19 protein-coding genes are annotated in these 21268 nt (G+C 67.8%); 11 read left to right on the top strand and 8 right to left on the bottom strand.

Translation table 11 applies throughout. From position 1 onward, the window contains the following. The 9 genes from G3N62_RS03880 to G3N62_RS03920 form a co-directional block, all read left to right on the top strand. A partial coding sequence (locus tag G3N62_RS03880) for a thiamine pyrophosphate-dependent enzyme (RefSeq protein WP_241012837.1) occupies positions 1-740 on the top strand: 740 nt, incomplete at its 5' end. A gap of 49 nt (positions 741-789) precedes the next feature. Then, the gene (locus tag G3N62_RS03885; protein WP_034191831.1) at positions 790-1602 is read left to right on the top strand and encodes an SDR family oxidoreductase; all 813 of its coding nucleotides are present in this window, start codon (positions 790-792) and stop codon (positions 1600-1602) included. A gap of 15 nt (positions 1603-1617) precedes the next feature. Further along, positions 1618-2655: a sialidase family protein gene (locus G3N62_RS03890; RefSeq protein ID WP_034191830.1), complete on the top strand. Its 1038-nt coding sequence runs from the start codon at positions 1618-1620 to the stop codon at positions 2653-2655. Positions 2656-2667: 12 nt separating this feature from the next. Then, positions 2668-3183, top strand: a complete 516-nt coding sequence (locus G3N62_RS03895) for a VOC family protein (protein ID WP_059562561.1) — start codon at positions 2668-2670, stop codon at positions 3181-3183. Between the two features lie 50 nt (positions 3184-3233). Next, the gene (locus G3N62_RS03900) at positions 3234-3839 is read left to right on the top strand and encodes an amino acid synthesis family protein (RefSeq protein WP_124670016.1); all 606 of its coding nucleotides are present in this window, start codon (positions 3234-3236) and stop codon (positions 3837-3839) included. Between the two features lie 26 nt (positions 3840-3865). Beyond that, a complete protein-coding gene (locus G3N62_RS03905) occupies positions 3866-4750 on the top strand; it encodes an alpha/beta hydrolase (protein WP_059562687.1) in 885 nt (294 codons plus the stop codon). Beyond that, positions 4747-6375 carry a bifunctional 3-(3-hydroxy-phenyl)propionate/3-hydroxycinnamic acid hydroxylase gene (locus G3N62_RS03910; RefSeq protein WP_124670015.1) on the top strand — a complete coding sequence of 543 codons (1629 nt, stop codon included), beginning with the start codon at positions 4747-4749 and terminating at the stop codon, positions 6373-6375. Before G3N62_RS03905 ends, G3N62_RS03910 begins: the two co-directional genes overlap by 4 nt. Further along, a complete protein-coding gene (locus G3N62_RS03915; protein ID WP_124670014.1) occupies positions 6365-6697 on the top strand; it encodes an NIPSNAP family protein in 333 nt (110 codons plus the stop codon). Before G3N62_RS03910 ends, G3N62_RS03915 begins: the two co-directional genes overlap by 11 nt. 84 nt (positions 6698-6781) lie before the next feature. Then, a complete protein-coding gene (locus G3N62_RS03920) occupies positions 6782-8233 on the top strand; it encodes an NAD-dependent succinate-semialdehyde dehydrogenase (protein ID WP_185733079.1) in 1452 nt (483 codons plus the stop codon). Between the two features lie 42 nt (positions 8234-8275). Here the strand turns inward: G3N62_RS03920 and G3N62_RS03925 are convergent, their stop codons facing one another. Further along, entirely contained in the window at positions 8276-9004 is a 729-nt protein-coding gene (locus G3N62_RS03925; RefSeq protein WP_034191825.1) for an IclR family transcriptional regulator, read from the bottom strand. Between the two features lie 311 nt (positions 9005-9315). On the opposite strand from G3N62_RS03925, the gene G3N62_RS03930 reads away from it, so the two are divergent. Beyond that, positions 9316-10371 (top strand): porin, encoded by a 1056-nt coding sequence (locus tag G3N62_RS03930; protein WP_124670012.1) that lies wholly within the window; start codon positions 9316-9318, stop codon positions 10369-10371. Positions 10372-10428: 57 nt separating this feature from the next. On the opposite strand, the gene G3N62_RS03935 is transcribed toward G3N62_RS03930, so the two are convergent. The 6 genes from G3N62_RS03935 to G3N62_RS03960 all read right to left on the bottom strand — a co-directional run bounded on the left by G3N62_RS03935 (position 10429) and on the right by G3N62_RS03960 (position 18277). Next, positions 10429-11577, bottom strand: coding sequence for a porin (locus tag G3N62_RS03935; protein ID WP_124670011.1), 1149 nt, complete (start codon positions 11575-11577; stop codon positions 10429-10431). A 193-nt stretch (positions 11578-11770) separates the two neighbouring features. Continuing rightward, positions 11771-12334: a cytochrome b/b6 domain-containing protein gene (locus G3N62_RS03940; protein WP_124670010.1), complete on the bottom strand. Its 564-nt coding sequence runs from the start codon at positions 12332-12334 to the stop codon at positions 11771-11773. A gap of 142 nt (positions 12335-12476) precedes the next feature. Continuing rightward, positions 12477-13841 carry an aspartate aminotransferase family protein gene (locus tag G3N62_RS03945; RefSeq protein WP_124670009.1) on the bottom strand — a complete coding sequence of 455 codons (1365 nt, stop codon included), beginning with the start codon at positions 13839-13841 and terminating at the stop codon, positions 12477-12479. Positions 13842-13903: 62 nt separating this feature from the next. Continuing rightward, a complete protein-coding gene (locus G3N62_RS03950) occupies positions 13904-15349 on the bottom strand; it encodes an aldehyde dehydrogenase family protein (RefSeq protein WP_124670008.1) in 1446 nt (481 codons plus the stop codon). 260 nt (positions 15350-15609) lie between these two features. Continuing rightward, positions 15610-17049 carry an APC family permease gene (locus G3N62_RS03955; protein WP_124670007.1) on the bottom strand — a complete coding sequence of 480 codons (1440 nt, stop codon included), beginning with the start codon at positions 17047-17049 and terminating at the stop codon, positions 15610-15612. A 283-nt stretch (positions 17050-17332) separates the two neighbouring features. Continuing rightward, complete coding sequence (locus G3N62_RS03960) at positions 17333-18277, bottom strand: helix-turn-helix domain-containing protein (RefSeq protein WP_034191818.1); 945 nt, start codon at positions 18275-18277, stop codon at positions 17333-17335. A gap of 541 nt (positions 18278-18818) precedes the next feature. On the opposite strand from G3N62_RS03960, the gene G3N62_RS03965 reads away from it, so the two are divergent. Beyond that, a complete protein-coding gene (locus tag G3N62_RS03965; protein WP_124670078.1) occupies positions 18819-20147 on the top strand; it encodes an MFS transporter in 1329 nt (442 codons plus the stop codon). A gap of 230 nt (positions 20148-20377) precedes the next feature. Here the strand turns inward: G3N62_RS03965 and G3N62_RS03970 are convergent, their stop codons facing one another. Beyond that, complete coding sequence (locus G3N62_RS03970; protein WP_069704844.1) at positions 20378-21079, bottom strand: FadR/GntR family transcriptional regulator; 702 nt, start codon at positions 21077-21079, stop codon at positions 20378-20380. Between the last annotated feature and the right edge of the window lie 189 nt (positions 21080-21268).

Here is a 21268-nt window from a genome sequence, read left to right on the forward strand (position 1 = left end):
TGGGGGCGCTCGCTCCCGTCACGTACTTCGGCTACGAAGGCATTCCCGGAGAACTCGCGCGCCCCGAGGACATCGTGACGCTGGCCGGGCCGGGCGACGCGGCGGACGACGCGCTGGACGCGCTGGCCGCGCGCATCGGCGCGCCGGAGGGCGCCGGCGGCGTGCCCGTCGAGCGCTGGCAGGTGGAAAGCGGGCCGCTGACGCCGCAAGCCGTCGGTCGCGTGCTGGCGAATGCGTTGCCCGACGACGCGATCGTGTCGATCGAGGGCGGCACGTGCGGTTATCCGTTCGTGACCGCGTCGGCGCGCGCGCGCCGTCACACGATCCTCACGAATACCGGCGGCGCGATCGGCCAGGGTTTGCCGGTGGCGCTCGGCGCCGCCGTCGCGTGCCCGGCACGCCGCGTGTTCGCGCTGCAGTCCGACGGCAGCGCGCAGTACACGATCCAGTCATTGTGGACGATGGCGCGCGAGCGTCTGCCGATCGTCATGCTGATCGCCTCGAACCGGCGCTACGGCATCCTGCAGACCGAGCTCGCACGCGGCGGCCTGCCGGCCGACACGCCGCACGCGAGCCGCCTGACGCTGCTGGACGATCCGCCGATCGACTGGCTCGCGCTGTCGCGCGGCTACGGCGTACCGGCCGAGCGTACGAGCACGGTGCAGGCGCTGTCCCAGGCGCTCGACGACGCACTCGCGCACACCGACGGGCCGCGGCTCATCGAAATGTGCCTGCCCTGATCGCGTCGCCCGCCGACTTCTTCACTCCCGACTCTGATCTTTCATCGTTATGGACCTGCAACTCCACGGAAAAGCCGCATTCATCACCGGCGGCAGCATGGGCATCGGCAAGGCGGTCGCGCTCGAACTGGCGCGCGAAGGCGTCAACGTCGCCATTGCCGCGCGACGCCTCGAACACCTCGAGGCCGCCGCCGCCGAGATTCGCGCGACGCTCGCGCCGCTGGGCGACGCGGCCGGCGCGATCCTGCCCGTCACGCTCGACACGACCGACATGGCGTCCGTCGAAGCGGCGATGGCGGCGAGCGTCGAACGTTTCGGCCGGCTCGACATCCTGCTGAACGGCGCCGCGCATCCGGGCGGCCTCGTGCGCGCGGAGCTGGAGCACGCGGATCCGCAGGGGCTGCTCCAGGACATCGACATCAAGGTCGTCGGCTACCTGCGTTGCGCGAAGGCGGCCGCGCCCTACATGCGGCGCCACGGTTTCGGCCGGATCGTCAATGTCGGCGGGCTCACGGGCCGCGGCAGCAAGCAGTTGTCCGGCATGCGCAACGTCGCGATCGTGCACCTGACCAAGACGCTGTCCGACCAGCTCGGCCCGTTCGGCATCACGGTCAACACGATTCACCCGGGCGTGGTCGAGACGCCGCACATTCACGAGCTCTACGAGAAGGAAGCGCGGAAGCAGGGGCTGACGGCCGCGGAGGTCGAGGCCAACTACGTGAAGGTCACGCCGATCCGGCGCGTGCTGCAGCCGGAGGAAATGGGATGGATCGTGGCGTTTCTCGCGTCCCCGAAGTCCGGCTCGATCACCGGCGAGTCGATCGGCTGCGACGGCGGGCTCACGCGCGGCATTTTTCTCTGACACAAGGAACATCGCATGACCGCAACCGTACTGGTCGCCACCGCCGGACAAGGCATCCTGCGCTCGAACGACGACGGCAAGACCTGGCATCGCCTCGGGCTGGACGAGCCCATCGAGTTCGACGGCATCGTGCGCGCGCTCGCGGTGGACCCCGCGACGCCGTCGCGGGTGTATGCCGGCGCCGATTCGGGGCTGTGCATCAGCGAGGATGGCGGCGCGCACTGGTTTCGCCCCGAGAACCTGCTGAACGGGCAGACAGTCTGGTCCATCGCGATCGATCCCGCGAATCCGGCCGTGCTGTATGCGGGCACCGGCGCGCCGTCGCGCGCCGCGCTCTACAAGTCGAGCGACGCGGGTCTGACCTGGGCGCGAACGGCTCCCGAGTTCCCGGAGTTCTGTTCGGGCGTCAATCGTCCGCGGCTGCTGACGATCTGCGTGGACCCGGAAGACGGCCGCAACGTGTGGTACGGCGTGGAGGAAGGCGGCGCATGGCGCAGCCGCGACGCCGGTGCGACCTGGACGCGCGTGGACGGCCCCGGCACGGCGATCCGCAACAGCGACATTCATGCGATCGCCGTGCTGCCCGCCGGGCCGCACCAGCCGAAGACGACGGTGCTGCTGACGGTGAACGCGGTGCACGTGAGCGACGACGACGGCCTGACCTGGGACGGCAAGCTGTCGCGCGACCGCTTCGACGGGCTGTACTACACGCGCACGGTCGTCCAGCTGGCGGCGCCCGGCGGCGACCTGCTGATGGCGATCGGCGACGGTACGCCGGGCACGCGCAGCCGTATCTACCGCTCGCCCGATCGCGGCCGTGCATGGCACGAGACGGATCTGCGCACGCCGCCGAATTCGACGTTCTGGGCATTTGGCGTCCATGCGGCGCGGCCCGGGCTCGTCTATGCGGGGACCAAGTACGGGCACCTGTTCCGTTCGCACGACGGCGGCCGGAGCTGGACCAAGGAATGGCGCGATTTCAGCGAGATCACGGCCGTGGCGTGGACGCCGTTCGAAGCGCCGCTCGTTGCCCACGCGCAGTCGACGCATTGAGCGGAGCGAGCGATGACCCAGCCTGACCTCCAGCAACGGGCGGCGCATGCGAACGCGCTTGGGCTGCCGCTGCCGGTACCGCGCGTGCAGCGCACGCACCTGTCGCTGTTCGTGCGCGATCCGGTGCGCTCGAGCATCTGGTATGCCGACGTGCTCGGCATGACGGAAACCGCTCGCGGCGAGCAGTGGGTGTTCATGTCGTTCGGCCAGAAACACCATGACATCGCGCTGATTCGCGCGGCGTCCGATGCGGAACTCGGCACGATCGGCCTGCAGCACTACGGGCTCGAAATCGCGGGCGGCCTGACCGAACTGCGCCGCCTGTACGGGATGCTGATCCGTCGCGACGTGCCGATCGTGAAGATCACCGATCACAAGGTCGGGATCGGCGTGTATTTTTCGGACCCGGACGGCAACCGGCTCGAATTCTTTTGCGAAACCGTCACGGACGACGAGGAAGGCAAGCGCGTGCTGCACCGGTACAACGCGCCCAGCGATCCGTTCCAGCTCGAACCGCTGTTCGACTGACGCGCCGTCCATTCATTCCGACATCATCGATACTTTATAGAGGATTACTGATGAGAAAGATCGCCAATTTCGAAGGCTTTCATATCCGCAAGTGGTATACGCAGATCGAGGATTCGCTCGCGAACGAGACCGGCCAGCTCGCGGACGGCGAGCCGCTGCGCAAGATCGTGATCGCCGCGGCCGTGCACAACCCGTATGCGGGGCGGTACAGCGAAAATCTTGACGATCTCGTACGCCCGTCGCCGGCGCTCGGGCAGGAATTCGCGCGACGCATCGCGTCGCTCGCGGCGGGCCAGGCGATCGAGAGCTACGGCAAGGCGTGCCTGGTCGGCTCGGCCGGCGAATACGAACACGGCAACGCGTTCCTCACGTCGATCTTCGCGGAGCCGATCCGTGCCGCGCTCGGCGGCGGGAAGTCGTGGGTGCCGTCGAGCGGCAAGCGCGGCCCGATCAACACGGTGATCGACGTGCCGCTCGCGCACAAGGATGCGCTCTACGTGCGCTCGCATTACGACACGGTGACCTGCCTGTTTCCCGACGCGCCCAACGACGACGAAGTGCTGGTGATCTTCGCGTTCGCGACGCGCGGCCGCCTGCACGCGCGGCTCGGCGGCCTGAAGGCGAGCGAGATCGTCGGTCGCGACGGCCTGGTGTGAAAGCAGGGGCTGCCGGAGAGCGAATGATGAATACGGTGTCCGTCAAGGATGGATGGGTCGAGAGCGACGGGTTGCGGCTGCACTACGTGAGCTGGGGGCGCGACGATGCGCCGGCCGTGGTGATGCTGCACGGCTTGCGCAGCTACGCGCGGACGTGGGAGCCCGTTGCCGACGCGCTGGCCGACCGCTACCGGGTCGTTGCGCTCGATCAGCGCGGGCGCGGGCTGAGCGACTGGGATCCGCGGCGGGACTATTACGCGGCGGCCTACGTGCGCGATCTCGATGCGCTGGTGCGCGCGCTCGACCTGCGACGATTCGTGCTGGCCGGGCATTCGATGGGCGGCGCCAATGCGTTCGTCTACGCGGCATCGAATCCGGACCGGCTTGCCGGTCTCGTGATCGAGGACATGGGCCCGGGCGCGTCGGCCGGCTCGCAAGGTGCCGAGCGCATCAAGCGCGAGCTGAAGGAAACGCCGGACGCGTTCGCGTCGTGGGACGACGCGCGCGCATTCTGGCGGCATCAGCGGCCGAACATCGCGGAATCCGCGCTCGATTCGCGCGTCGCGCACTCGCTGAAGGAAGACGCGCACGGACGGATCGTGTGGCGGCACGACGCCGCCGGGATCGCGGCGGCACGGCTGGCCGCGACGCCGGAGCAGCTCGTCCATCTGTGGCCGCTCGTCCTCAACCTGCACGTGCCCACCCTGCTGTTGCGCGGCGGCGCGTCGGACTTCCTGTCCGCGGAAGTGGCGGCCGAAATGGCGGCCGCCAATGCGGGAATCGAACGGATCGACCTGCCCGGCGCGACGCATTACGTGCATGACGACCAGCCCGATGCATTCAATCGCGCACTGCGATCATGGCTCGATCGTCTCGACGATCCGGCGTGGCGGACGGGGGCCGACGCATGAAGGCGAACAATCCGGAGCGGACCTCGGTCGCGATCGTCGGCGCGGGGCCGAACGGCGTGGCGATGGCGAATCTGCTCGGCCTCTACGGCATCGCGACGGTGATCGTCGAGAAGGCCGCGGAGATCGTCGAATTTCCGCGCGCGGTCGGCATCGACGACGAAGCGTTGCGGATGTTTCAGACAGCGGGGCTCGCCGACGAACTGAGCCGCGACATCATCCAGAACGTGCCGCTGCGCATGTTCAAGGCGAACGGCGCATGCTTTGCCGATATCCGCCCGTCGATCCGCGAATTCGGCTGGTGGCGGCGCAACATCTTCATGCAGCAACTGGCCGAACGAACGCTGCGCGCCGGGCTGGCCCGCTATCCGCACGTGTCGCTGCGGACCAGTCAGGAAGTGGTGGATGTCGAACAGGACGACGGAGGCGTCACGTTGCAGGTGCGCCGCGCGGACGGCCGGCAGTACGCGCTCCAGGCCGACTACGTGGTCGCGGCCGACGGCGGACGCAGCCCGATGCGCGAGCTGCTCGGCGTCATGCTCGCCGGCACGACGCATCCGATCAAGTGGGTCGTGGTCGACGTGAAGAACGCCGGCCTCGACCAGCCTTGCACGGCGCTGAACTGCGACCCGCGTCGCCCGAACGTCTGCATCTATCTGCCGTTCGATTTCCGGCGCTGGGAATTTCTCGTGTTTCCGCACGAGGACGAAGCGGCGATCGCCCAGCCCGACTCGATTCGCGCGCTGATCGCGCCGTACGTCGACGACATCGAGCGCGTCGAGATCGTGCGGGCGCGCACCTACACGCACCATTCGCGCGTGGCCGAGCGTTTCGTCGTCGGTCGCGTGGCGTTCGTCGGCGATGCCGCGCACCTGAGTCCGCCGTGGATCGGCCAGGGCCTGAACGCGGGCCTGCGCGACGTGGGCAACCTCGCGTGGAAGCTGGCCGGCATCGTCCGTGGCGCGTTGCATCCCGGCGTGATCTCGACGTACGAATCCGAGCGGCGCGATCACGCGAAGGCGATGATCGACCTCGCGGACACCTTCGGCGCGATGCTGATGCCGACCAACCGGCTCGTCGCGTTTCTGCGCGATCGCGTTCTTGGGCTCGTCCGCTTCGCACCGGGGCTGAAGGACTACATCCTGCAGATGCGGTTCAAGCCGATGCCGAGCTACACGCGCGGCATCGTGCTGCCGGGCCGCTCGGATGCGGTCGGCAGGATGATCGTGCAGCCCGACGTCGAAACGGCCGATGGCCTGCGCCGCAAACTCGACGACGTGCTGGGCCCGTGGTTCTCGATCGTCGGCTGGCAGTGCGATCCGCAAGCGTGCCTGAGTGACGACGATCGTGCGTACTGGACGTCGCTCGGCGCGACCTTCGTGCAGGTCAGCCGTTCGCGCAGCGGGACGAGTCGCGCCCGGCGCGTGACCAGTGTGCACGGCAGCGCCTGCGTCGAGGACGTCGACAACGCGCTGGCGGCATGGTTCGACCGGCATGCCGGCCCGCTCGTGGTGGTGCGCCCCGATCGCTACGTGGCGGCGCAGACGGACGCCGCGGGGATGGCCCGCGCGACCGCGGCCTTTCAGGCGTTCGCGCCGCGACAACGGGAGGAAGCGCATGTTTGTTGAGCAACGCACCTATACGCTGGTGCCGGGCGGCGTCGCCGAATATCTGCGGCTGTATGCGGAATGCGGGCGCGCCGCGCAGGAGCGGGCACTCGGCACGATGATCGGCTGTTTCGCGACGGAAGTCGGGCCGCTGAACCAGCTCGTCTATCTGTGGGCATTCGATTCGCTCGACATGCGTGCGCGGCGGCGGGCCGCGCTGATGGCCGATCCCGAGTTCGGGACGTTCCGCGGCAAGGTCCGGCATCTGCTCGTCAGGCAGGAAAACCAGATTCTCCGGCAGGAAATCGGCGGCTTGCTGCAAGCGCCGCAACAGGCGGCGTGACACGACCGCCGCACCGTCCGCGCCCACCGCGCACTTTCAACCGAGGGTACCGTCTTGATTCCGTTTACGCCGCTGACTTCGCGCATGGTGCCTGATGCGTGCGCCGATTATCCGCCGCTTCGTCTGTATGTCGATGGACGGTTCCTGCCGGCCGACGGCCGGCGCACGCAGCCCGTCGTCGATCCGGGCAACGGCCGCGTGCTCGGCGACCTGCCGCATGCGACGCGGGCCGATATCGACGCCGCCGTGCATGCCGCGCATCGCGCGTTCGCGGCATGGCGCCGCGAGTCGCCGCTCTTGCGCTCGGACATCCTGCGGCGCGCCGCTTCGCTCGTGCGCGAGCGCGCCGATTCGATCGGCCGCCACATCACGATGGACCAGGGCAAGCCGCTTCGCGAGGCGGTCGCGGAGGTCGTGTCGTCCGCGGAACAGCTCGAATGGCACGCGGAGGAGGGGCGTCGCACCTACGGCCGCGTCGTGCCCGCGCGTTCGCCGGACGTGATGCAGACGGTGCTGCGGGAGCCGATCGGCGTGTGCGCGGCGTTTTCGCCGTGGAATTTCCCGTTCAGCCAGGCGATGCACAAGATCGCGGCCGCGCTTGCGTCCGGGTGCACGCTGGTGCTGAAGGGGCCCGAGGAATCGCCGAGCGCGATCGTCGCGCTCGCGCACCTCTTCCACGATGCGGGGTTGCCGCCGGGCTGCCTGAACATCGTGTGGGGTGTGCCGGGCGACGTGTCGACGCAGCTGATCGAGGCGCCGCAGGTGCGCAAGATCTCGTTCACCGGTTCGGTGCCGGTCGGCAAGCGGCTGGCGGCGCTCGCCGCGTCGCACATGAAGCGCATGACGATGGAGCTGGGCGGACACGCACCGGTGATCGTCTGCGCGGATGCCGAGATCGAGCGCGCCGCGACGATGCTGGCCGCGTACAAGTTTCGCAATGCCGGGCAGGTGTGCGTGTCGCCGACGCGGTTCTTCGTGCAACGCGCGGCATTCGACCGCTTCGTTGCCGCGTATCTGGAAGCGGTCGGCAAGATCCGCGTCGGCTACGGACTGGATGAGGGCGTCACGATGGGGCCGCTCGCGCATGCGCGGCGCGTGTCGGAGATTGACGCGTTCGTCGCCGACGCGAAGGCGAACGGCGCGGCGATCGTCGCGGGCGGCACGCGTTTGCCGGGGCCCGGCCATTACTTCGCGCCGACGGTCGTCGTGGCGCCGCCGCGCGAGGCGCGCCTGATGAACGACGAGCCGTTCGGCCCGATCGTCGGGATCGTGCCGTTCGATGCACTCGACGATGCGCTCGCCGAGGCCAATCGTTTGCCGTTCGGCCTGGCGTCGTACGCATTCACGACATCGGCACGCAACGCGCACCGCATCGGCCGCGCGCTCGAGGCCGGCATGGTCAACATCAATCACTTCGGCATGGGGCCGGCGGAGATCCCGTTCGGCGGCGTGAAGGACAGCGGCTTCGGCAGCGAGGGAGGCACGGAGACCTTCGACGGTTATCTGGTCACCAAATTCATCACGCAACTGAACTGACGGTGCGCGCGCCGGCGCCCGCGCGCGGCGTCGCGCCAGCCTTCAGGTAGCTTCGCCGATCTGCGCGGTGGCGTCGATCAGCAGCTTGCCGAGCACGTGCTCGTCGAACAGCGCGAAGTGCTCGGCGCGGAAGACCAGCGACAGGCTGCTGTTGATCTCGCCGCTGCTGGCGGTGCGGATCGGGGCGGCGATGCCGACGAAACCGGCGTCGAGTTCGCCGCGCGAGATCCAGTAGCCGGTCTCGACGATCTGCTGGCAGTGCCGCCAGAACTGCGTCCAGTCGGCCGCGAACTCGCCGAACGCGGCATTGTGCCGTTCGTGCAGCCGTTTCAGGCGCGCGCGCGACATCGCGGCCACGATCACTTTCGACGACGCGCCCTGGAACAGCGGCATGATGCGGCCGCGGCCGAAACCGAGCTGCAGGTTCTCGGCGCCGGTTTCGTGCATGACGTTGATGATCTGTTCGTCGAACAGCGTCGACACGAGTGCATCGCCGCCGGTGACTTGGACCAGTTTCTGGATGACGGGCTTCGCGGCGGTGAGCGTCGGGTCCGACTGCCGCATGTTGTAGTCGAGATGGATGATGCGCGGGCCCAGCGTATAGCGGCCGTTGGTGCCGACGAGCAGGCCGACGGAAGCCAGTTCCTTCACGTAGCGATAACACGTGGTGCGTGAAAAACCCAGGTGTTCGGCGATTTCCTCGGCGGTCATCGACGTCGCGGACGAAGAGAAGACGTCGAGGATGGACAGCATTTTGGTGAGGCTCGACATGACGTGATCCGGAAATCAGGCGGCTTGCGGCAATGGAACGGGAGGATCGGAAACGGCTCGCGCCGCGCCGCGGTCGCGGGTGACGCGACACATCGGCGACGGCAGGGCCGTAGTCTAACTTAAGTCGTGGCGGCGGCAACGGGACTTGCATCAAGGAACGCGTCTGGCATATGCAAGCGACGGCACGGCGGGTGCTGCGCATCAAATCAATATGGAATCCTATGTTAATGGTGAAAATCGTGCAACCCGACGCGGACTGCGTGCGTCCGGCTCGCGGACGCGACGCGCGAAAACTCGATGAGGAGAAGAAGATGGGAACGTGGTTGAAGATGATGGCGCTGTGCGGCTGCGGTGCCGTTTCGCCGGTGTTCGCGCAGTCGAGCGTGACGCTCTACGGTTCGCTGGACACCGGCATCACCTATACGAGCGACGTCGCATCCGCGCCGCACGGCGGCCGCCAGCTCGCGCTGCAGGCGGGCGTGTCGCGCAACGACGTGTGGGGTCTGACGGGCAGGGAAGATCTCGGCGGCGCCAACTTCGCGGTATTCCGGCTCGAAAGCCAGTTCCAGACATCGGACGGCACGCTGACCGTGCCGGGCTCCGCGTTCAGTTCGCAAGCCTACGTCGGGCTCGGCGGCGACTGGGGCACCGTGACGCTCGGGCGGCAGTTCGATTTCGTCGGCGATCTCATGCCGTCGTTCGCGATTGGCGCAAACACGCCGGCCGGGCTGCTCGCGTGGGGCTTGCCGGCGAACGCGTCGGCGGGCGGCGCGCTCGACAACCGCGTGTGGGGTGTGCAGGTGAACAACGCGGTGAAGTACGTGAGTCCGACGTTCGGCGGTGTCGCGTTCGGCGGCATGTGGGGGTTCGGCAACGTGCCCGGCACGGTCGCGCGCGGCAGTGTGCAAAGCGCGATGCTGTCCTACACGCAAGGCGCGTTCAGCGCCGCGCTCGCCTATTTCGGCCAGCACGACGTGACGGCCGGCGGCAATCTGCGCAACTTCTCGGGCGGGGCCGGCTACAACGTCGGGGCGTTCCGCGTCTTCGGCATGGTGTCGGACGTCCGGATCAGCGCCGCCGCGCCGCTGCGCGCCACCACCTACGACGCCGGGTTGACCTATGCGGTCACGCCCTCGTTGCAGCTCGGCGGCGGTTTCCAGTACCAGCAGCGCGGCGGGGACATCGGCTCGGCCAACCAGATCACGCTGAGCGCCGACTATTCGCTGTCGAAGCGCACCGGGCTGTACGCTGTGTTCGCGCGCGGGCACGACAGTGCTTACGGCGCCCAGGTCGAGGCCGCGCTCGGCGCAGCGGCGGCAGGCGCGTCGCAGACCGCGGTGCGCGTCGGGGTGCGGCATCAGTTCTGACCGCACGGGAAAGCCCGGGTTGCCGCGTGCGGCAACCCGGCTCGCGGGTCGCCGCGCTCAGAACCGGTGCATCATCCCGATCCGCAGCGCCAGCTGGTTGCGGCCCGACGACTGCCCGGCCGTGCCGAGCACGTGCGCATAGTCGAAGTCGGTACCGGTGTTGCCGGTCGCATGCTGGTACGCACCCTGGATGTAGGTCGAGGTCCGCTTGCTGAGGTCGTAGTCGAGCATCATCGACAACTGGTGCCAGCTCGGCGATGCGTCGCCGGCCGTCGTGGCGACATGCGCGTGCGTGAACGTATAGGCGGCACCGAGCCAGAGGTCCGGCCGGAAGAAATACTGGCCGTTGACCTCGAAGTTGTCGAATTTCCAGGCGTTCTGCGTGCCTGCCGCGGGCGGGTTCGCGAAGTAGAGATTCGACTCGGGGTGGGTCACGTCAACGTGTGAATACGCGGCGGAGAGCGTGAACGTGTCGCTGAACTTGTATGACGCGCCGGCATCGATGTTCTGCTGCGAGCGGCCGCTGAATACCGTGTCGTCGCTCGACAGCGCGCCGCCCGCGGTCGCGCCGCCGTTGTTCGCCTTCAGGTAGGCGACGGCGGCGGAGAACGCGCCCATCTGGTACTGCACGGCCGCGCTGTAGACGCGGTTTCGCGCGAAGCCGCCCGCCTGGTTCGAGAGGCCGTAGAGCACTTCGCCCTTGAAGCCGGCATACGCGGGCGACACGTACTTGACGCTGTTCTGGATGCGGTAGTCCCAGTCGGCGTTGTCGTTGTCGTACGGGTGCGCACCGAAGTCGCCGAGCCAGTTTCCGGTGGCCGTGAACGGGCTCCACATGTCGAGCGTGGGGTCGTACTGGCGGCCGAGCGTGAGCGTGCCGAACCGGTCGGAATCGAGTCCGACATAAGCCTGCCTGCCGAACATCCGGGACGTCACGCCGAGCGCGCCCGTACTTGCGTTGAAGCCGTTTTCGAGCTGGAACAGCGCTCTCAGGCCGCCGCCGAGGTCTTCGGTGCCTTTGAGTCCCCAGTTGCTGCCGACGGTGTCGCCGCTGACCATCTGGTAGGCCTTGCTGCCGCCCGCGTTGCTCGTGAAATTGACGCCTTCGTCGATCAGCCCGTACAGCGTCACGCTGCTCTGCGCATGGGCCGTCAGGCCGAATCCCATCGCGCCGGCGGCCGATACGGCCGCAATCATCTTCTTCATCGTCGATCTCCAGGTGAGCGCCGGATTGCCGGCGCGGTACCGGTTTCGAGGGCGTGCAGGGGCATCGGACGCCCGAACCGGTCCGGTAGTAGTTAGTAAAACGAAGTAAGGAAAATTCAGGAAACCGGGCCGCCGTCAACAGGCGGCCCGAAGGCGAATCCCGACCGGGCCGCGCGCCCGGACAGCGGCGGCGTTACAGCATCCGCCGCAGCACGTCGTTTTCCGGATTGCGGTCGAAGAACCGGTGTTTCAGCGCGCCGAGAACGTGCAGGACGATGAGCGCGAGCAACGTGTAGGCCAGCGTCCGGTGCAGCCACTGGAACGCCTCGAACCAGTGGTCGTTTTTCGGCAGCAGCTCAGGCACGCGGAACAGGAAGAACGGCACGCCGTCGCTCTGCGTATAGGTACTGGACATCGAATAACCCATCAGCGGCACGACGATCGCCAGCGTGTACAGCAGGATGTGGCCGATCTTGGCGAGCTTGCGGTCGAGCCTCGGCAGGGTCGCAGGCAGCGGCGGCAACGGCTTCATCGAGCGGATCGCCAGTTGCGTGACGACCACCAGCAGCGTGAGCACGCCGAATTCCTTGTGGGTCGGGTAGTACCAGTCGAATTTGGCCGGCAGGTTGTCGTCGAGCCGGACCATGGTCCAGCCGGTCCACAGCTGCGCACCGATCAGGATCGCCCGGGCCCAGTGCAGCAGCCGAAGGGCGAGCGGGTATTTCTCCACCGTGAATGCAACGGCCTGGTTTTCCATTTGGCGTGTGATCCTCGAAAACGAAATAACGGCGGGCGGGGCGCCGGGCATCGACGTCCCGCGAGGGTGCCCATCGGCGCGCGGGGGCATGGCCATGCGCACGAACCCGGGATGCCGGGCCCGTGCACGAAGGCCGGCGGCGTCAGGCGATCGACCGCGAATCCGCGCAGCACGCCTGCAGCGCCTCGCGCAGCGTGACCGCGATGAAGTCGGCTTCGTCCGGCAGCAGCGTCAGCGGCGGCGACATCACGACCTTGTTCGCGATCGCGCGGACCAGGACCCCGCGCTTGCGCGCGGCATCGGCCACGCGCGCCGCAAACCCCTGGCCCGGATCGAGCGGCGTGCGGCTGGCCTTGTCGGTCACCAGATCGAGCGCCAGCATCAGCCCCTTGCCGCGCACGTCGCCGACGGTCTCGAAGTCGGCTTTCAGCGGCTGAAGCTGCTCGAGCAGGCGCTGGCCGACCCGTGCCGCATTGCCCGGCAGATCCTCGGCCTCGACGATGTCGAGCACCGCGAGCGACGCGGCGCACGCGAGCGGATGCCCGCTGTACGTGTAGCCGTGCATGACCACGTGCGAGAAGCCCGCGCCGTGTTCGATCGCCTGCGCGATGCGCCCGTTGTACAGCGTCGCGCCGAGCGGCACGTAGCCGGCCGAAATCCCCTTGGCGACGCACAGGATGTCGGCGGCGACGCCCCAGCCGCGACTGCCGAGCATGCTGCCGGTGCGGCCGAAGCCCGTCACCACCTCGTCGGCGATCAGCAGGATGCCATTGCGGTCGCATACGTCGCGCACGCGCGCCCAGTAATCGGCCGGCGGGACGATCAGGCCGCCCGCGCCCTGGACCGGTTCCGCGACGAACGCGGCGATGGTCTGCGGACCGTGGAACGCGATCGTTTCCTCGAGCTGTCCGATGCAATGCTCGACGAGCTGCTGCGGATCGTCGCAGTTCCACGGGTTGCGATAGAGCCAGGGCGTATCGAGCAGCACGCAGCCGGGCAGCAGCGGGCCGTGATTGTAATGGTAGACGCCGTTGCCGCCGATCGACGTGCCGCCCATGTGCACGCCGTGATAGCCGTTGCGCAGCGACAGGAATTTCGTGCGCGACGGCTCGCCCGCGGCGATCCAGTACTGGCGCGCCATCTTGAGCGCGGTCTCGATCGCGTCGGAGCCGCCGCTGCCGAACATCACGCGCTGCATGTCTTCCTGCGCGAACATCGCGCACAGGCGGTCGGCCAGGTCGTAGACGCGCGGGTGGGCGACGCCGTCGAAGGTCTGGTAGTACGACAGTTCGTCCATCTGCCGGGCGATCGCGCTTTTCACTTCCGGCCGGTTGTGGCCGACGTTGACGTTCCACAGGCCGCCGACGCCGTCGAGCATGCGGTGGCCTTCGACGTCGTACACATAGTTGCCGTCGCCGCGCGCGATGACGACGGTGGGGGTCGTATGCCCGGCGGCCGCCGAGCTCATCGGATGCCAGAATCGTTTTTGACGCTTTTGATAGTCCATGGTGTCTCTCGTCTCTCTTACGAAGTGCTTGAACAGGAGGCGGCGCGGTGTGCGCCGCGGGATCACAGGGCTGCGGTGACGATCTTTTCCTCGAGGTACGAATCGAGCGCGGCCTTCGACAGGTCGCGCCCGATCCCGCTTTGCTTGGTGCCGCCCCACGGCAGGCGCGCGTCGATCGGGCTCCACGCATTGATCGCGACGGCGCCGACGTCGAGCCGCTCGGCGACGCGGTGCGCGGTGCCGACGTCCTGCGTCCACACGGAAGCGGACAGGCCGAACGGCGTGTCGTTGGCGATGCGGACGGCGTCGTCCTCGGTGTCGAACGGCATGACCATGCCGACCGGGCCGAACACTTCGTCACGGGCGATCCGCATGCCCGGATGGACGCCGCCGAGCACCGTCGGGCGCATGAAGCAGCCGCGCGGCGGCAGCTGTTCGTCGCCGGCCAGCAGCACGGCGCCTTCGGCGAGCGCGCCGTCGACCAGCGCGCGGACGCGTGCGAGGTGACGCGGGTTGATGAGGGCGCCCATCTGCACGCCGGGCTCCGACGGCGGACCGACGCGGATCGCGCGGGCCGCATCGGCGAGCCGCGCTTCGAGTGCGGGCGCGATCGAGCGGTGCGCGAGCACGCGCGAGCCGGCGGCGCACGTCTGGCCCTGGTTCGCGAACATGCCGGCCATCAGCGACGGGATCGCACGGTCGAGATCGGCATCCGCGAAGACGATCTGCGCGGCTTTTCCGCCCAGTTCGAGCGTGACGCGCTTGAAGGTCTTCGCCGCGGCGCCTGCGATCGCGCGGCCCACTTCGGTGCTGCCCGTGAAGCTGATCTTGTTGACGAGCGGGTGCGCGACCAGTGCGGCGCCGACTTCCGCGCCCACGCCGTGGACGATATTGACGACCCCGGCAGGGAGGCCGGCTTCGCATGCGAGTTCGCCGAGCCGGGCCACGGCCAGCGGCGCATCCTCCGACGGCTTGACGACCACCGTGCAGCCGGCCGCCAGCGCCGGCGCGAGTTTCCACACGGCGATCATCAGCGGCGCGTTCCACGGGATGATCTGGCCGGCCACGCCCACCGGCGCACGCCGCGTGTAGCTGAGCGTCGGGCGGCCCATGAAGCCATCGGTCGGAATCGTGCGGCCCTCGAGCTTGTCGGCCCAGCCGGCGAAGTAGCGCAGCGTGTCGATGCACATCGGAAGGTCCATCATGCGCATCTCGGCGAGCGGCCGTCCTTGCTCGACGGCGAGCAGCTGCGTCAGCGCATCGCCGTCGCGTTCGACCAGGTCCGCCAGCCGCAGCAGCCAGCGGGCTCTGGCCGGCCCGCCCGCGCGGGCCCACGCGTCGTCGTGCAGGGCATCGTGCGCGGCACGCGCGGCGCGATCGACGTCTTCGGCGCTCGACGCGGGCACCGCGGCGACGTAGTCGCCCGTCGCCGGCGCAAGTTTTTCGAAGGTGCGGCCGGCGGAGGCATCGCAATGCCGGCCGCCGATCAGATTCTGAATTTTCATCATGGTGTCCGTGTTTCCCAGGGGCGAATCGTCGGGCCGAACCGGTGGCGGCGAGGGCAGCGGCCACGGTGCGGCTTCAACGTCGCTTTCACTGTATGTCGATGAAATCGCGGGCCTTGTCCGCTATCGGCAATCGTTGCGAGGCGATCGGGACAGGGAATACCCGCGCCGGCGCGACGCAGCGGGCGCGGGTCGCCGGCACCGGGACAGCGTCGACGGGGCGTCGTGCGACGGCGGTGCCGTGCGGCACCGTCCGGGGGCGGCTACTGGACGGCGCGCCCGAGTGCGCGGTACAGGTCGGGATCGCTGCGCTTCAATCGCAAGGCGGCGCGGATGCCGAGCGCGCCGACGGCGACCAGGAAATACGGAAACATCGCGACAAAGGTGGAATCCGATCCGCTCAGCACGGACAGGTTGCGTACGACCAGCACGAGGCAGGCACCGAGCGCGATCATGCTGACGAGCGGCGCGATCAGGCGGTGCACGACGCTGGCATCCCGGCGATCGCGCGCGAAGAACGCGATCACCGAGGCCGCCACGAGGATCTGCACCGCGATGATGCCGATCGTGGCCAGCGCGCTCATCCACGAGAACACGACCGCGAACGGGTCGAGGCGAAAGGCGGCCGATCCGGCGATGGCCGCGAGCGCGATCAGCGTCTGCACTTTGCCGGCGACGTCGGGGCAGCGATGCACGGGGCACGTATGGCCGAGCTTGCGCCACAGCACACGTTCACGGCCCATCGCGTAGAAATAGCGCGTGATCGTGTTGTGGAACGACAGGATGGCCGCGAACAGGCTCGTGACGAGCAGGACGTTCATCGCGTCCGTCGCGATGCCGCCGAGCAGCCGGCCGCTGACGGCGAACCAGAGATTGGCCGGGTCGTGGGCCGCCTGCGCGGCGATCCGGCTCTCCCCCCATGCCTCGACGATCGCCCACGACGACAGCGCGTAGAACGCCATGATGAGAAGCACGGCAACGTAGGTCGCGCGCGGAATCGTGCGCTTCGGGTCGCGTGCCTCCTCGGAGAAGATCGCCGTTGCCTCGAAACCCATGTACGAGCCGAGGACGAACACGAGCGCGGTGCCCAGCCCGGGCGCGAACACCGTCGACGGGCTGAACGGTTTCGCGCTGAAGCCGCCGGTGCTCGCGCCGTGCGCGACGATCGCGAGATCGAGCAGCATCACGATCGCGATCTCGCCGATCATCAGCATGCCGAGCAGCCGGCCGCTGAACTCGATGCGCCGCGCGCCGCAGACATGGACGGCGACGACGCAGGCGAGCGCGAACGCCCACCACGGCACGTCGACGCCGTAGTGGCGCTGGATGCTGTCGTTCAGGAAGAAGCCGAACATGCAGTAGATCGCGATCTGCACCGCGTTGTACGCGACGATCGCGATGAACGCGCCACCCACGCCGGCCGGACGTCCGAGCCCGTTCGCGATATACGCGTAGAACGCGCCCGCATTGGAGATATGCCGGCTCATCGCGGCATAACCGATGCTGAAGATCAGGTACATGATGCCGGCCAGCACGAATACGCCGGGCACGCCGGGGCCGTTGCCGAGCGAGAATGCCGCGGGCGTCGCGCCGACCATCGCGGTGAGCGGCGCGGCCGCGGCGACGACGAAGAAGACGATGTGTGAGAGTCCGACCGCGTTCCTGCTGAGCCCCGCGTCGGACCGGGATGACGATTCGTTCATGAGTAGTCCCGCTGACCGGATCGTCCATCAGGAATCGACACCGGCATGTCTGATCAATATCCCGGTGCCGCGGGCCGATCCTGACGAACCGGCCATGGAGGCTGATGTTCGCCGGCGACACCGGTGTGCGCTTGGCCGGCCGCCCGGTGCAACGCACCGCGGAGCAGGCCGACGACGCAATTTACGGTGCCGAAAAACCGGGCGTTGTCCGCTATCGGCAATCCGCATGCGTCGAGCGGCAGGGGATTACCCGGATGCGGCGTCACGGCGCTTGCGCACGGACTCAGCTCAGGCGCGGCGTATGCGACGGCAACTCGTGGAAATGTTGCTGGTAGTACGCGGAGAAGCGCCCGAAGTGGCAGAAGCCGAATTGCGCCGCCGCGTCGCCGATGCGTATCGTCTCGGGCGTCGTCATCAGGAAGCGCCGCACCGCGTTCAGCCGGATCGAGCGGAGGTAGGCCGTCGGCGTCGTGCCGACGACGTTCTGGAAGCTGTATTGCAGCGTGCGGCGGCTGATGCGCAGGTGGTGGCAGAGATCGATGACGGTCGGCACGTCGTCGCTGTCGAGCGCGATCTCCTGGCTGCGGCGCACGATGTAGCTCTGCGTCGACGCCGACGGCAGCGCGCCGGCGCCGGACGCGTCGGTCTGCACGAGGTCGAGCAGGATACCGACGACGCTGTGCGCGAGCACGCGTTCGTCGAACGCATCGCGCGCCGTGAGCGAATCGCGGTCGAGCGCCTGGCAGAGTACCTGCTCGAGGCCGTCCAGTGCATCGCGGTAACGCGCGGGCGCGATGGGGAGTACCGGCTGCTGCAGGATGCGCGCCGGCAGGTGCGCGAGTTCGTCGACCTCGCGATCGGCGGTAAGGGTGCGATCGATCGTGAAGGCGAGCACTTCGGTGTCGCTCGGAAGGTGCGCGACGAATTCCTCGCCGCCGCGCAGCGTCAGCAGGCTCGGGCGCTCGACGGTACGGCCCTGGACCACCGGCGCAACCGCACTGGCGATCGGCAGTGCGAAGCAGAGCCGGCCGCGCGGCGCGAGTCCGTGCTGCATCACGCGCTGGTTGATGCGTTCGCGAAAGACGTGAAAGCGCTGGCCGGCGACCTGGCGCAACGTGGTCGTGGCCGTGCCCGGACTGATCTGATCGTAGTGCTGCGACCAGTTCACGATCGCCTGCGAATGGAGGAACACATCCGAGAAGCACAGTGTTTCAGCGTGCAGGTTCATGGCGTGGCTAATGCATTCCGTCTCAAATTCGACGCCGGCCGAAGCCGGCTCATGCTGCCAGGCGCGGGCAGCGGGCTCGCGCCATGCGCGCGGTTCGCCTGGATGGCTTCCGAAGGTGCCGTACGACGCGGCCAGTTTCCCCGACGATCATATCCAGAAAAAAACACGGGGGGAGGCGATCTCAACCCTCGGGGATCTATTTTTTGTAAATCTCATTATAAGGGATTGTATTTATTTTTATGATGGGGTTTACATAGGGTGTCGCGCGATACCTTGCACGCGGAAAAGAGGGCCTGGTGATCGAGTTTTTTCGATATTTATTACGAAACTGACGGGTTCGGGTTGCGGCGGCATCGCGTGCGTAGCGTCCAACGGCCTCTCTCGTGTTAACTACCGATAAATACCGAATTACGGGATTTGTATAATCATCCGGCAAAGCTTCGCCCGCTCGTGCGCGCGCAACGTGTGTCGACGCCATCGCTGGCGGCCCCCACGCAATGCAAACGACGGTCGACGCATTTCCACATACCGGGAGCGGTCCATGTCCGAGTCATCCCCTGCCTTCTTGTATCGTCGGATCGCGCTACGCGTGATTCCGTTTCTGTTCCTCTGCTACGTCGTCAACTTCGTCGATCGCGTCAACATCGGATTCGCCAAGCTGCAGTTCCTGCAGGACCTCGGCTTGAGCGAAGCCGTATTCGGCTCCGCGGCGGCCATCTTCTTCATCAGTTACGCCGCATTCGAGGTGCCGAGCAATCTGCTGCTGGCGCGCATCGGCGCGAGCCGCACGCTCATGCGAATCATGGTGCTATGGGGCCTCTGCACGGTCGCGCAGATGTTCGTGACCGGCAGCGCGTCGCTGTATGTGGTGCGTTTTCTGCTCGGCGCCGCCGAGGCCGGCTTCTTTCCGGGCCTGATCCTGTACCTGTCGTACTGGTTTCCGGATGCGGTGCGCGCCCGTGTCAACAGCGTGCTGCTGCTCGCCGTTCCGGTCGCCGGGATGATCGGCGGGCCGCTGTCCGGCTGGATCATGGCGCACATGCAGGACGCGATGGGGTTGCGCGGATGGCAGTGGCTGTTTCTGATCGAGGGATTGCCGGCCATCGCGCTCGGGCTGGTTGCGCCGCTGATGCTGAGCGACCGGCCGGAACAGGCGGCATGGTTGTCGCCGTCGGACCGGCAGGCGCTCTTGCGCGATCTTGACGCGGAGCGGGCCTCGGCCGTGATCGGCCATGGCCGGGTGGGCGTTCTCGACATTGTCCGCCACGCGCGCGTGCTGGGGCTTGCGGCGATCTATTTCTGCGTGTACGTCGGGATGGGCACGGTGACGTTCTGGTCGCCCACGGTGCTGAAGGCGGCCGGGGTGACGAGTGTCGCCGGAATCGGTTGGTTGTCCGGATTGATTTCCGTGTTCACGATGATCGGCAATGTGGCGATCGCATGGAGTTCCGACCGGTACGGCGAGCGCCGGTGGCATACGGCGGCCTGCATGCTCGTCACCGCGTGCGCTCTGCTGTTCCTGCGCTTCGCTGTCGGCCATGTCTGGCTCACCGTGACCTTGCTGGCGATCGCGCAGCTGTGCGCGTTCACCGTGCCGATCGTGTTCTGGACGATTCCGGCGGCGCAACTGACCGGGCGGGCGGCGGCGGCGGGCATCGCGGTCATCAGCATGCTGGGTTCGCTCGGCGGCGCGTTCGGTTCGTGGCTGGTCGGCGCTCTGTTTGCGCGGACCGGCGCGCCGTATGCCGGGCTCGCGGTGGTCGCGGGGCTGCTGGTGGTGGGCTCGGTGCTGGTGACGAGCCTGGTCCCGCGCTCATTGCCGCCGCGCCGCACGGCGAGCGAACGGGCGGCGTTGCAGGGCGTTGAATAGCGCGTGGCCGGGCCCGCGTGTCGCGGCGCCAACGGCCTGCCCTCGGCGTCGCGGGCAGCGGCTCGCGCGAATCGGCCGGACCCGGTCGGCGTGACGCGCGATTGCGCTGCCGCATTCACGCGGCAAGCGCCGGAATTTTTTCAGCGGAGATCCGGACGGAGATTGGGACGGATATCGGGCCGGCCTCGTTTGGCAACGCGCTCGCCCGCATGTGCCGACGCCCGCAGCGGTCAATCCGGCTCGGCTTTCAGGCCACCCTCGATCCACCGCGCTTCGGACGCGCGAAGATGCGCGCGGATGGCCGTCTGCGCCGCGATCGGATCGCCGGCCTGTAGCGCGAGGAGCACGTCCTCGTGCTCGCGCACGGCGGCCGTCCACGTCTGCGGATTTTCCGCGTGGCCGCGCATCGCGGTCGCGATCGGATCGTGGCGGCTGTCGAACAGCTCGCCGACGAAGCGTGTGAGCACCGAATTGCCGGCGGCTTCCGCGATCAGCATGTGGAACTGCCGATCGGCTTCGACCGGCGATTTGCCGGCTTCCGCGAGCCGCTTCATGCGCTGAAGCGTGCGGCGCAGGCGGTCGAGCATCGCGGCCGTCATCCGCGCGGCGGCCAGCGCGGCCACGCTGCCTTCGATGGCCGCGCGGGCCTGCATCAATTCCGACGGACTGTCGCCGAGCGTGACCATCGTGCCGACATCGTCGGCCGCCGTGTCGCGGACATAGACGCCGGAGCCCATCCGGATCTCGATCTGCCCGCCGATTTCCAGCGCGATCAGCGCCTCGCGAAGCGACGGGCGCGATACGCCGAGCGTCAGCGCCAGCTCGCGCTCCGGCGGCAGCCGCTCGCCGATCGCGAATTCGCCCTGGCGAATCAACGCGACGATCTGGGCCGCGACCGATTGGTAAAGCCGCTTGGGTTCTGTCGATTTCATCCGATGGATTGGGGTCAATGCGCTTTCGGCGCAAGCGCGTGTCGCGGAGTCTATCACGCCCGCCGCATCGCCCTTTGCAGTGGCGGGTTCATCCGGATGTCCGGGTTTTCACTATTGGTAAGATCGGGATTGAGATAGTTAAATTGGCTTGACCAAAATAGGTTTGATTGATGTAATCCCTCCAAATTG

Origin of the sequence: Burkholderia sp. Tr-20355 (genome assembly GCF_017104685.1) — a bacterium.
Classification (GTDB): Bacteria; Pseudomonadota; Gammaproteobacteria; order Burkholderiales; family Burkholderiaceae; genus Burkholderia; species Burkholderia seminalis.